A 12,555-nucleotide genomic window follows, 5' to 3' on the forward strand; every position below is an offset into this window, starting at 1 on the left:
TTGGGTAACTGATCGCGAGCTACTAATAAATCAACTGTCACCAACAAGGGTAAGTGCCTTTACTAAACAAATCCATAAATTCTAAACTCCAAACCGGTTTACCATTCTCTAAATCTTTCATACCGCACACTAAATTATAATCCGCTAAAAACCTGCAGGCTTTTATAATTGCCTATGCCTGCAAAAACCTATGGAAGTGCCGTTTTCGGCATTGAAGCCATTACCATAACTGTCGAGGTTAATATTACCGGCGGATTGAAATATTTCGTAGTCGGGCTGCCGGATAATGCCGTAAAAGAAAGTATGTTACGGGTTGAAAGTGCAATCAACAACTCGGGGTACAAGATGAAAAGGCAAAAAGTAGTTGTCAATCTGGCTCCTGCAGATATCCGTAAAGAAGGCTCAGCTTATGATCTTCCTATTGCCATCGGGATCCTTGCCGCTTCGGGGCAACTTTTCAGTACCAGGCTCGATCAATATCTTATTCTGGGAGAACTTTCCCTGGATGGTGGTATACAAGCAGTAAAAGGTGTTCTTCCTGTGGCAATACAGGGTAAAAGAGATGGCTTCAAAGGTATCATTTTGCCCAATGAGAATGCCAGAGAAGCAGCAATTGTAGATGATTTTGAGGTTTATGGGGTTGGTAATATTAAGGAAGTGATCGGCTTCTTTGCCAATACATTAGAACTTCAAAGAACCATTGTCAATACTCAGGCGGAATTCAGTTATAATATCAATAATTACGAAAGTGATTTCTCGGATGTCAGAGGGCAGGAAAATATCAAACGGGCATTGGAAATCGCTGCAGCAGGTGGTCATAATGTAATCCTGATTGGCCCGCCGGGAGCCGGAAAGACCATGCTCGCCAAACGTCTGCCAACAATTCTTCCGCCATTAGATCTTTATGAAGCTCTTGACACCACCAAAATTCATTCTGTAGCCGGAAAACTCTCTGCATCTGATTCTCTGATGACCGTCAGGCCATTCCGTTCTCCTCATCATACCATCAGCGATGTGGCTCTGGTTGGCGGAGGTACCAATCCCCAGCCCGGAGAAATTTCACTTGCCCATAATGGAGTACTTTTTCTGGATGAGCTGCCTGAATTCAAACGAACCGTTCTGGAAGTAATGAGACAACCTTTGGAAGAGCGCAGGGTAACCATTTCGAGAGCCAAATCAACGGTCAATTATCCGGCAAGTTTTATGCTGGTAGCTTCGATGAACCCCTGCCCCTGCGGTTTCTATAATCATCCCGAAAAGGAATGTATCTGCGCCCCGGGAGTGGTACAGAAATATCTCAGTAAAATATCCGGTCCGCTGCTTGACCGTATTGACCTGCATGTGGAAGTGACGCCGGTAAACTTCAATGAACTTTCTTCAGAGCGGCTCAGCGAAAAAAGCGAAGCCATTCGTGAACGGGTAACGGAAGCCAGAAATATACAGATCAGCCGCTTCTCTGATAGTCCCGAAGTATTCTGTAACGCACAAATGAGTCCGAACGCCGTAAGAAAAATTTGCAGAATCAACGATACCGGGCAAGCATTACTCAAACAGGCTATGGAAAAACTCGGATTATCTGCCAGGGCATACGACCGCATCCTGAAAGTTTCCAGAACCATTGCAGATCTGGCCGGAAGTGAGGATATACAGCTGGAACACCTTGCTGAAGCGATACATTTCCGCAGCCTGGACAGGGAAGGATGGGCAGGGTGATTATAAATCAGGGTATCAAATAGATATATGGCAGCTCCATCTTTAACAAAAGAAATATGATATGACTAAATCCAACGTCCTGTCCATTCCGGATGAAATATTGATGAGTAAGATCTATGTTATTCGTGAACAGAAAGTAATGTTAGACAAAGATCTTGCAGAATTGTATGGAGTTAAGGCTATACGTTTAAGGGAACAGGTAAAACGTAACAAGGAAAGATTCCCCGAAAATTTCATGATACAATTATCTGAGGAAGAGGTAGAAGTAACGATATCGCAAAATGCGATACCATCTAAACAAGCCTACACTACTCCTAAAGTCCATTGACCTACCAGTACCTTATTCACAATTTAAATCACCATGAAAACGAAGGAACTTTATCACACTCAATTCTTTACAGCTACCATCATCAAATGGAAACACTTGCTCGCAAAAGATGAATTCAGAAATATTATTGTCGAAAGTTTATGCTTTTGTTATCATGCCTAACCTATCACTAACGGGACATCCTTCTGCAAGAGTCGTAAGTGCATACTTGGGCCAACAACAACAATAAAGTGCTTTTAACGAAATTAATATAGGAAAGGAGCTTGAGGGAGCCCCTTTCTTTTCTACTTTTTCACGTAAAGAAATTTATTTTGCAGGGAAACCGCTCCATAAATTACCAACGATACTATGATACTGACAATGATTATTTCTTTTATGTCGCCGCTAAATATAGCGATACCCAAAAACACTCCGGCACCTAAACAACCAAGCACGATACGTGCTTTTATGCCTAAAGAAGATGTCATTCCCTTCTTCAATGCAGGAATGCGCATTATTAAATAAATCACTAGTATAATTAATATGGGCAAAATGCCTTTCAATAAATCCATAACTTTATTTCAATATACAAAAAATTTCTAATTATTTATGTTGTTTGCTCTGTGCAGTACTCCACCACACATAATCCCATACAAAGAGCGAAAGCTGGAGGAAGTTCAATAGTCATTACACACAAACCCCCACAGGCAAAAAACTTAAGGTTCCAACAATCGGGGGCAGCCTCTGAAACCGTTGCGCCAATATATGCTTTCTTTTTATTTATGTTTTTCTTTATAGTGATTATGTATTTACACAAAAACTCGAATACATTCACAACAATCCCCTTCAGGAAAAATGGAAGTTAGCGACAAATCCTGAGGACTATAAATTCTCCTCAGCGAATTTTTATTTAAATGGAATCGATGAATTTAATCTTCTTAGTCATTTTGATGAAATTTAGAATTGACTTGTTGGTGTTTTCACCAACAAGGGCTAGAGTATAGAACTCGTATTTTACATTAGTTACAGGGGCAACACCAACAAGAGCATGGAAGGTTAAATGAATAAGCATTTAATTTTTTTATCCGGCAGAGTATCTATAATTTAAAAATTATATTTGAAGTATCTACTTTTACATGGTAACATGGACTAGTAAAATTCCTAATCAGAAGATTATTAATAAAACCAATAGCATAAAATGTCAGAAAAAAAGATATTGATAACAGGAGCAAGCAGGGGTTTGGGCCTGGCAATATCTAACTTATTATCAAAGGAATACACATTGATATTACATGCGACACGTGAGGAAAGTTTTACCAATGTTGATCCAAAACATCATTTACTTTGCGCTGACCTTAGTGATCCGGGACAACTCAATGAATTTTGTAAACGTTTGAAAAAAGAGCACGGAGATACTCTTTACGGGGTAGTCAACAACGCCGGCATCACATTTGACAAACCCCTTATTTATCAGCCTGAAAATGAAATTGACCGCTTGCTGCAAGTAAATCTGAAAGCTCCAATCATGATCTGTAAGGCTGTTATGAAACAATTTCTTTTGAATAAAAGCGGTGTAATTATCAATGTAAGCTCATGCGTAGGTGAAACCGGCAATGCTTTTCAGGCGGTTTATTCGGCAACTAAAGCGGGTTTGGCAGCCTTGTCAAAATCTCTGGCCCGCGAAGTTTCAGCATTGAACGAAGAACACTCCATAAGGATCTTAAGTATCGCCCCCGGTTTTATTGAAACAGATATGACAGATAAAATACCTGAAAACTATAGACAGGATTATTTAAAAGCCATTCCCGCAAACCGTTTTGGCAAGGTGAATGAAGTTGCTGAAGTGGTTGCTTTTCTGTTATCAGACAAGGCATCATATATTAACGGAACTAATATTAATATAAATGGTGGGATATTATGATAAGGGCAAACTTGTAGAAAGCCTGTGTTCAATACATCCGAGAGAAATACTTATTGCCTACGGTCCTAAAAAGCTGCTTGTTGATAAATATCACTGGCACTCGCCCAAAACAGGCGTTGTAGCGAGTTATACTCCTACAGATTATGATGTCGAGGATCATTTTGGCATTTTCAGGGGGGTGGACCAGATCGAATCCTTTGTGCAGGCTACTGCTGCTTCTTTATCCATGTTTTTGATCTGTCAGAAACATAATTGTGCTCCCGAGGATTTGAGGGACAAATCTGTCCCAAGCTTCATCAGTGTAGGCAACGTGAACTTTATGTCAGCTCTTGAGAAGGGCGATACTTATGTTATGCTGGGGAAAATAACATTTTATAAATTCAGACAAATGGTTTGCGAAGGAAGAATCTACAGATGTCCTCCCGGATTAGACCTTGACGAATATTTTAAAGATTTTAACGAAGAGCGTTTACTCAAATATGATCTCTCACCTGATTTCAAACTTATATCTGATCTCTATGATATAACAGGGCGGGAAATTGATATTGAATATTTTAGAGCAATAAACAAAAAGTAAATTATAAATGGAAAGACAAGAAATTATTGACGGTTTGATCGAAGTACTTAAAACCGTTAGAATGATAGAGCCTGAAAAATTAGTAGGTGTAACAGAAGAAACAGATTTTTTAGCCAATCTAAATATACCATCGTCTCAAATGATCGCTATCGTAGCAAAGGTCGAGCAAAAGTTTGACATTGAATTTGAGGACGATGATATTGATGGTTTAGGCTCAACAGTAAAAGACGTTGTCGATCTCATTTTAAAAGTAAAAGCACGTGATTAAAATACCTGGCAGAAAGGTGGCAGTTGTTGGTATGGGAGGAGCTTTCCCCACCTGCAGGAATCTTTCTGAATTTAGCAGCAAGTTATTTGCTAACAAAAGTCTGATCCGCACATTCGATGATGCCATGGCTTATGAGAAGCAGGTCAGATCGACAGTTGCGGGTTTTATCACGGAGCCGGAAATGGATCTGGAGGTAATTTGGGACCCTATGGAAGGTCTCTATCCGGAAACCTATGTGGATAAATTAAACCGGATCCCGGATGCGAATTTGGCTACTGCAGATGTAGGCAGCATCTGGTCAATGCTGGCAACACAGGATGCCATAAAAATGGCGGGCTGGTCAACAGATCTGGTTCAGTCAGAGCAAACCGGTGTGGTGATAGGATCGGGCGGTTCAGCTAATGTGATACTAAGAAACGGATGGCACAATTTTTATGTTTTTGGCAGAAAAACACGGCATTCCGGTGGTCATACAGTCGACCGGACCATGACCTATCGTGAAGCAGCCAATGTATCGGTCCTGATAAAAAGCAAAGGGGTCTGCGAAACCATTAGTTCTGCATGCGCAACCGGATTGGGTAATATTGGACACGCTTACAGGTTAATCAAATACGGGCTTCAGGACCGCGCAATAGCCGGCGGAGTAGAAAGTACATCTCTTGAAACCTTTATCGGTTTTGATGGAATGATGGTTTTAAGTCGGGGTTTTAGCCCTGAAGAAAGCTCACGCCCATTTGATATGAACAGAAACGGCTTTGTTTGCTCATTTGGTGCAGGCATTGTAGCCCTTGAAGAGTATGAACAGGCAGTTGCCCGCGGTGCCGATATTTTAGGGGTAATTGACGAGTATTTTAATAATTCAGACGGTGATGGTGATATGTTCTATCCATCATTTGAAGGACAACAGAGGTTATGGAAAGGAGTACTTGCAGGATCTGACGAAAGACCAGATGTTGTTAAAGTGCATGGTACATCTACACCCTCAGGTGATGCTGTTGAACTGTTAAGTGTGGTTGATGCTTTGGGTGAAGAAGGCTATCATGTATCAGCCCCAAAATCACAATTTGGACATATGTTGGGAGGTGCTGGTTCGGTAGAATTCATAACTGCATTACTGATGCTTAAAGAACAAAAGGTATTGCCTTGTTTAAATTCTCAAAACCTCAACCCGGAACTGGAAACGTTCCAGAAAAGTCCGGAATGGACCGGTCCGATGAAGCCTCTGGCTGCTTACCGGCACTTACTTCCGCAGGAAAGTTTTTCAAAACCAATTAATAGCATTGTTTGCCTTAATTACGGCTTTGGTGGTACCAACAGTGCTTTAAAATTGTCAAAATATGATAAATAATTCGGGTAAGGTTGCGGTAATTTTTGGGGTCAGGAATGAAGAATCCATCGCTTATAATATTGCAGTAAAACTACATCAGTCGGGCTGCAAAATTGCCTTAAGCTATGTTGAAGATACGCGTGATGAAGTGATATACCTGCTTGAAAAACTGGGCCTTGATACCCAACTTGCCATGCAGGTTGACGTAAGGGATGAAACTCAGATCAGCAGCTTTTTAAATGCTGTATACAAAACCCATGGCCCTATCGACTACATTTTACATGGAGTTGCTTATGCGAATACCAGGGTACTTTGTTCAAACTTCATTGGCAGTACAGAACCCATACCGGCTTACATCGATATTCCTTTCGAGGATCTGATGGATTCATTTAATATCAGTGCCTATTCTCTCTTAAGAATAGCCCGGGTGGCTGAAAATCTGTTACAAACAAACGCATCCATACTAACCCTAACCTATAACGCGGCTAACAGAGTTATTCCGCAATATGGAGGAATGGCTATCAATAAGGCAGCTCTTGAAAATATCATGCTCTACCTGGCAAGCTATTTTCGTAACAAACAGGTACGTGTAAATGCCATTTCTGCCGGACTGGTTATGACCACATCCTCCGGCGGCATCAATGGTGTGCGCAAAATGCGTAAATTAGGCAAGTATATGGCACCATTAGGGAATATTGATGCAGGTGATGTTGGCGATGCTGCACTGTATTATTTCTCTGATCTTTCAAAAAAGGTAAGCGGCAACATTCATTTTGTTGATGGCGGATTTAACATTATGGCAGTACCTGTTATAGATGCAGAGTGAACTGGAAATATCTGTAAACCAAATAATCGCACAGCGATCATTTGCTGTGGGTAATGATTTGGTGCACATAGAAAACTTCAGACTTTCACTCAGCGACCTTTTCAAAAACAAGGTTTACACCCCTTCCGAGATAGCTTACTGCGAAAGCTTCGATGATTCTTTGCAGCGCTATGCCTCAACCTGGGCAGCTAAAGAGGCCGTTTATAAAGCAATTAAACAGCTCGATACCTCGACTCTGGGATGGAAAAAAATAGAAATTAACAGAGCCCAAAAAGCAGGAATGCCGACTGTGGTATTACCCGCTCATTTCAAAAATTTCGAGGTGAGCCTTACCATATCACATGATGGTGAATATACCTGGGCACTGGCATTAATTAATGCAATAGTTTAATCAATTGACCTCACATTTTTATAAAACCGACTTTGTTGACCTCCATTATTATAAATATGGAACAGGTGAGGAGCACATGCTTTGTTTTCATGGTTTTGGTATGCATGGTAAACAGTTCATTACCTTAGAGCCGAACTTGGGAAACAAATATACATTCTGGGGCTTCGATCTTTTCTTTCATAAAGCAACCAGACTGAAAGATCAGACTTTGGATACCATCAAAACCGGATTAACAAAAAAGGTGCTTGCAGATCTGATTATGGAATTTTGTACAGCCCATAACATTCAGCGTTTTTCGGTAATAGGCTATTCTATGGGTACTCATTATGCTACAACTATCGTTGAAGAGCTCCCGGAAATGATTAATGAATATATCGTAGCAGCACCATCGTCCATTAAACCGGGAAATATTCTCAGGTTTTTTAGCAGGAGTAAATTCGGGAATAAGATCATCGAGAGAGTATCTTTAAGTGAGAGTGCAATGGTTAACATGTTAACCCTGTTCAGAAAGGCTCGAATCATAGATGCAGAGGGCTATAGAATTCTGCTAAAAGAAATTGAAACCCATGAACTAAGATTTAATCTCTATGCCAATTTAACCTATCTGCGATTTTTAATAACAGATGAAGCAAAACTTATAGATACATTAAACCGTTATCCTATCAGGAGTGTCTTTATCTTCGGAAAACGTGATAATGCTTATCCAATTAAGATTGGTAAACCATTCCTGGCCAAAATTAAAAATGCAGAAATATTTAATTTGGATGAGGGACACGAATTGATCAATAAACGTTTTGCCAAAGTTTTAGGAGATTTGTTAGTATGATCATCAAATCAAAACCCTTACCACTGTTCTGGTTAAAAGCAGGAGGTTACTTACTGACAAAATTTTTCAGGATATTTCACTTTAATAAACTGATTATCAAGCCTGTTGAGATAAAATCAAATCATTCCTATATTTTATCCTGCAATCATTTCAGCTTTGGTGATGGCTTTTTAGGTTTTTATCTGGCCTATCAGGTACTGATTAAACAGGGTAAAATGAAAAAACTCTATATCATGTCCCTGAAAAAGCAAATGGAAATGAACTGGTGGCTCAGGTATCTTGGTTCCTTTTCGGTTGAGCCTGGAAAATTATCAGTAAAAGAAAGTTTAGCTTATGCAGCTGAAATATTGAGTGAACCCGGTAATTTATTGCTCTTTTATCCGCAGGGAAATCTGGAAAGCTGTCATATCAGGACTATACAATTTCAGGACGGCTTAGCAGAAATAGTACCACAGATAAAGGGCAAATGCCAATTGTTATGGAGCAGCAATATTGGTGAGTATTTTGAAAGCTTAAGGCCTTCAGTTTATTTTAATATGCTCGATTGCGGCACCTCTGAGGATTTCGATTTTGAGCGCTTACAGCAACAGGTAAACAGGCATCACAAAGAATCACTCAAACAGAACATAAGATTTACGAAGGAGGAAGATTAAAAGGCTGTTATTAAAACCCAAATTGTTCCGGAACTGCAAATCTATTCAAGCCATTGTTTCGTACCTTTAGGAAAAGCAATAAAATGAAACGCTATCTGAGTATCATACCCGTACTATCACTTATTTTGGTTTTATTTTCATGCGATGCAATATCCCAGAAAAAGACAGACGTCAGAAAAGTGAAACTCACAGCGCCCCAGGGTAAGGCGATCGCTGCTTTTGCAGAAGGCTGCTTTTGGTGTTCTGAGCATATCTTTGAGGCTGTGGTGGGTGTGGATTCAGCGGTATCGGGATATGCGGGCGGTACGGTCCCTAACCCAACTTACGAGCTGGTCAATACCGAAACTACCGGTCACGCTGAAACTGTATTAGTTTATTATAACCCTAAAGTAATTTCCTACGCTGAGCTATGTAAGGTATTTTTTGCCTCCCACGATCCCACAACACCCAACCAGCAGGGTCCCGACAGAGGTTCATCCTACCGCTCTATCCTCTTTTATACCGGTAATGCAGAAAAGGCAATTGCCCAGCAGGCTGTAAAAGATGCTACAGCCTCAGGCAGATTTAAAAAACCAATCGTAACTGAACTAAAACCCCTCACCGGGTTCTACCGTGCTGAAGGTTACCATCAGGATTATATAGAACATAACCTGAATCAGGGATATGTAAGAGCCGTTTCTATCCCAAGGTTTGAGTTGTTTAAGAAGACTTACAAGGGAAAGCTGAAGTAATGTGTTAAAGATGGAGTTTAGCTTTTGGGGCTAAAAGGCGAAAACAGAAAGTTAAAAGCTAAAGAAAATTCTGTTCTTCAAACTCAAATTCCAATTGACAAATAGACAAATCAAACAATTGACAAATTGAGTTGCTCATTGAATTATCTACCTTTGCAGAATGGATTATCAGGTACATCAATTGCAGAACGGAATACGCGTACTGCATAAACCCAGCCCTTCCAATATTTCACATGCCTGCATCATCATTAATGCAGGATCACGTGATGAAGAGCAGGCTAAAGACGGACTTGCCCATTTCATTGAACATCTGCTGTTCAAGGAAACCAAAAAAAGAAATACCAGTCAGATTCTGAACAGACTTGAGCTTGTAGGTGCCGACCTGAATGCCTACACCACCAAAGAATATACCTGCGTTCATGCTTCCTTCCTGAAACCACATCTGGAACGGTCGCTGGACTTATTTGAGGATATCGTATTCCACTCCGTATTTCCTGAACAAGAGATGAAAAAAGAAAAGGAGGTTATCCTTGATGAAATTTCATCCTATCAGGATCAGCCTGATGAAGCTATCAATGACGATTTTGAAGACCTGCTTTTTGAAGGACATCCACTGGGCCGTAATATTCTGGGAACTGCACAGTCTGTACAAAGTTTTAGGAAAAGCGACATTCAGCATTTCATGAAAGCCAATTACCGCACTGATGAAATTGTCATAGGCATATTCGGAGACTACGATTTCAAAACTGTCATCCGCATCAGCGAAAAGCTTTTCGGGCACATCCCTTCCAATCTTCCGGCAAGAACCCGTCATCAACCAGGCCATTATACTGTACTGAGTAAACGCTTTGCCAAACCAATCAATCAGTCGCACTGCGTAATTGGTACCCGTTCCTTTTCCATACATCATAAACATAAAACAGGATTCTTACTGTTAAACAACCTCCTGGGCGGAACAGGCATGAGTTCGCGTTTGAACATGGAGATCCGTGAGAAATATGGCATCGCTTATACGATTGAGTCAAACTACACTCCAATGAGCGATACCGGTATATTCTCGATATACTTCGGAACAGATACTGAAAAGACTGAGAAAGCTTTAAAGCTGGTTCACAAAGAATTGAAAAAACTGAGAGATCAGAAATTAGGCCCGCTGCAGCTTAAACAGGCAAAAAATAAATTCATCGGACAGATTGCATTGGGCGAAGAAAACAGAATGGGGCTTATTATTTCGATGAGCAAAAGTCTGCTGGATTACGGCCGTGTAGATTCTCTGGACGAGATTTTTGCAAAAATCAATGCAGTAACTGATACACAGATGCTCGAAATTGCGAATGAAATGTTTGACCCCAAAACTTTAAGTTCACTGGTATTCTACCCTGCTGAATAATAATTAAGCTTAAACTCAGCCGAAGCACGATTCCAATAAACGTTCATATCATACATGAGGTACTGAAGGACAATTCAATCCCAAGTGCCAGCAAAATCAAAAAAACAGAGTTAGATTCAATCAAAAAGCAATACCGAGCATTGGGCTTTGGGATCATATGTGGGATGCTTTCATTTGGCAATATCCCCCAAAGACAGCGATCACTGTTTTTTGATGTGCGGTTGGTTTGTGGCCAAAGGCACCTAGGGATTGAAAAAGGCTTTTGGTTACTTTTAGCCTATAAAAGTGACGAGCCCTCCCGGCGATAGAGGGATGAAAGATTAAGAGGGTGGACTTGCCTTTAAAACATGAAATAATGTTCCTGTTTTAAAGACCTAATTGAAGATTTCATGCTGCTTTTGAAATTAACCAGACAGTAGTGACTTTTATCCGAACATTTCCTGATTAATAAAAATTAATCCTATCTTTTTATCCCCGATCAGAATCATCCTGTAATATTGGATAATCGGTGAATTTGTGTTCTGTTTTTAATATTAAGCCATATTCATGCAAGCAATCTTAGGTGTTATCTTTCATTTAATCGGCGGGGCAGCTTCCGGCAGTTTTTATCTCCCCTTTAAAAAAGTTAAAGGCTGGTCCTGGGAAAGTTACTGGATCATTGGCGGCTTATTCTCCTGGCTGATTGTTCCGCCCCTGGCAGCTTATCTTACCATACCTGCATTTACCGAAATCATCGGAAACACCGGTAGCTCCATATTGAGAATCACCTTCATAATGGGATTGCTTTGGGGAATCGGCGGACTCACCTACGGACTTGGGGTTCGTTATCTGGGCATGTCGCTGGGAAACTCAGTTGTTCTGGGCTTCTGCTCTGCTTTCGGATCATTATTGCCTCCTGTATTTTACGATCTATACCCTCAGGATGGTAAAACAAGTTTCACTTATATGCTCAACAGTGAGGGCGGAAGGATTGTTCTGCTGGGAGTACTGGTGTGTCTGACAGGTATTTTTCTGTGTGGAAGAGCCGGTATGATGAAGGAGAATGAGCTGAGTGATGAGGTTAAAAAAGAGAGTGTACAGGAGTTCAATCTGGTCAAGGGGCTTATCGTAGCCATCATTTCCGGTATTTTAAGTGCCTGCTTTAATTTTGGTATTGAAGCCGGAAAACCTATGGCAGATGCTGCAAATAGCTTATGGAAAAGTGCTAATCCCTCAGAAACTACAGAATTTCTGTATCAGAATAATGTGACCTATGTCGTACTTTTATGGGGAGGTTTAACCACCAACCTGATCTGGTGCCTGATCCTGAATGCACGCAATAAAACTTTCGGCGATTATACCAACAGTAAAACACCCCTCTTAAAAAACTATATTTTCTCAGCAATAGCCGGTACCACCTGGTTTCTTCAGTTCTTTTTCTATGGCATGGGCGAAAGCAAACTTGGCAATGGTGCAAGTTCATGGATCCTTCACATGGCATTCATCATTCTGATTGCCAATATGTGGGGACTATTGCTCAAAGAATGGACAGCAGTCAGCAAAAAAACATTTTTAACCTTTGTTTTAGGAATAATTACAATTATCGTGTCAGTACTATTGGTAGGATACGGTAATTCCATTTAATA

The 12,555-nt window shown here is 40.5% G+C and carries 15 protein-coding genes; 13 read left to right on the top strand and 2 right to left on the bottom strand.

Going from position 1 to position 12,555, the window contains the following annotated elements:
- The first annotated feature begins 174 nt into the window (after positions 1–174).
- Positions 175–1,713: a YifB family Mg chelatase-like AAA ATPase gene (locus tag P2W72_RS06335; RefSeq protein WP_276360144.1), complete on the top strand. Its 1,539-nt coding sequence runs from the start codon at positions 175–177 to the stop codon at positions 1,711–1,713.
- 61 nt (positions 1,714–1,774) lie between these two features.
- A complete protein-coding gene (locus P2W72_RS06340; RefSeq protein ID WP_276360145.1) occupies positions 1,775–2,041 on the top strand; it encodes an ORF6N domain-containing protein in 267 nt (88 codons plus the stop codon).
- A 284-nt stretch (positions 2,042–2,325) separates the two neighbouring features.
- On the opposite strand, the gene P2W72_RS06345 is transcribed toward P2W72_RS06340, so the two are convergent.
- Both P2W72_RS06345 and P2W72_RS06350 read right to left on the bottom strand, forming a co-directional pair.
- Positions 2,326–2,550 carry a hypothetical protein gene (locus P2W72_RS06345; protein ID WP_276360146.1) on the bottom strand — a complete coding sequence of 75 codons (225 nt, stop codon included), beginning with the start codon at positions 2,548–2,550 and terminating at the stop codon, positions 2,326–2,328.
- A gap of 380 nt (positions 2,551–2,930) precedes the next feature.
- The gene (locus tag P2W72_RS06350) at positions 2,931–3,092 is read right to left on the bottom strand and encodes a hypothetical protein (RefSeq protein ID WP_276360147.1); all 162 of its coding nucleotides are present in this window, start codon (positions 3,090–3,092) and stop codon (positions 2,931–2,933) included.
- Between the two features lie 126 nt (positions 3,093–3,218).
- On the opposite strand from P2W72_RS06350, the gene P2W72_RS06355 reads away from it, so the two are divergent.
- From P2W72_RS06355 to rhaT, 11 genes are all read left to right on the top strand, one after another.
- Positions 3,219–3,941, top strand: a complete 723-nt coding sequence (locus P2W72_RS06355) for an SDR family oxidoreductase (protein ID WP_276360148.1) — start codon at positions 3,219–3,221, stop codon at positions 3,939–3,941.
- Positions 3,925–4,518 carry a hypothetical protein gene (locus tag P2W72_RS06360; protein WP_276360149.1) on the top strand — a complete coding sequence of 198 codons (594 nt, stop codon included), beginning with the start codon at positions 3,925–3,927 and terminating at the stop codon, positions 4,516–4,518. Before P2W72_RS06355 ends, P2W72_RS06360 begins: the two co-directional genes overlap by 17 nt.
- A gap of 7 nt (positions 4,519–4,525) precedes the next feature.
- Positions 4,526–4,786 carry a phosphopantetheine-binding protein gene (locus P2W72_RS06365; protein ID WP_276360150.1) on the top strand — a complete coding sequence of 87 codons (261 nt, stop codon included), beginning with the start codon at positions 4,526–4,528 and terminating at the stop codon, positions 4,784–4,786.
- Positions 4,779–6,134, top strand: a complete 1,356-nt coding sequence (locus tag P2W72_RS06370) for a beta-ketoacyl-[acyl-carrier-protein] synthase family protein (protein WP_276360151.1) — start codon at positions 4,779–4,781, stop codon at positions 6,132–6,134. Before P2W72_RS06365 ends, P2W72_RS06370 begins: the two co-directional genes overlap by 8 nt.
- Positions 6,124–6,939 carry an SDR family oxidoreductase gene (locus P2W72_RS06375; RefSeq protein WP_276360152.1) on the top strand — a complete coding sequence of 272 codons (816 nt, stop codon included), beginning with the start codon at positions 6,124–6,126 and terminating at the stop codon, positions 6,937–6,939. Before P2W72_RS06370 ends, P2W72_RS06375 begins: the two co-directional genes overlap by 11 nt.
- A complete protein-coding gene (locus P2W72_RS06380; protein WP_276360153.1) occupies positions 6,929–7,330 on the top strand; it encodes a holo-ACP synthase in 402 nt (133 codons plus the stop codon). Before P2W72_RS06375 ends, P2W72_RS06380 begins: the two co-directional genes overlap by 11 nt.
- A gap of 4 nt (positions 7,331–7,334) precedes the next feature.
- Positions 7,335–8,156: an alpha/beta hydrolase gene (locus tag P2W72_RS06385; protein ID WP_276360154.1), complete on the top strand. Its 822-nt coding sequence runs from the start codon at positions 7,335–7,337 to the stop codon at positions 8,154–8,156.
- Positions 8,153–8,809 (top strand): 1-acyl-sn-glycerol-3-phosphate acyltransferase, encoded by a 657-nt coding sequence (locus tag P2W72_RS06390; RefSeq protein WP_276360155.1) that lies wholly within the window; start codon positions 8,153–8,155, stop codon positions 8,807–8,809. The genes P2W72_RS06385 and P2W72_RS06390 overlap by 4 nt, the downstream gene beginning before the upstream one ends.
- A gap of 83 nt (positions 8,810–8,892) precedes the next feature.
- Positions 8,893–9,540: a peptide-methionine (S)-S-oxide reductase MsrA gene (gene msrA / locus P2W72_RS06395; RefSeq protein WP_276360156.1), complete on the top strand. Its 648-nt coding sequence runs from the start codon at positions 8,893–8,895 to the stop codon at positions 9,538–9,540.
- 160 nt (positions 9,541–9,700) lie between these two features.
- Positions 9,701–10,930 carry a pitrilysin family protein gene (locus P2W72_RS06400; protein ID WP_276360157.1) on the top strand — a complete coding sequence of 410 codons (1,230 nt, stop codon included), beginning with the start codon at positions 9,701–9,703 and terminating at the stop codon, positions 10,928–10,930.
- A gap of 546 nt (positions 10,931–11,476) precedes the next feature.
- Positions 11,477–12,553 carry an L-rhamnose/proton symporter RhaT gene (rhaT, locus tag P2W72_RS06405; protein ID WP_276360158.1) on the top strand — a complete coding sequence of 359 codons (1,077 nt, stop codon included), beginning with the start codon at positions 11,477–11,479 and terminating at the stop codon, positions 12,551–12,553.
- Positions 12,554–12,555 lie beyond the last annotated feature (2 nt).

This window comes from Daejeonella sp. H1SJ63, from assembly GCF_029360775.1.
In the GTDB taxonomy this organism is placed as follows: domain Bacteria; phylum Bacteroidota; class Bacteroidia; order Sphingobacteriales; family Sphingobacteriaceae; genus Daejeonella.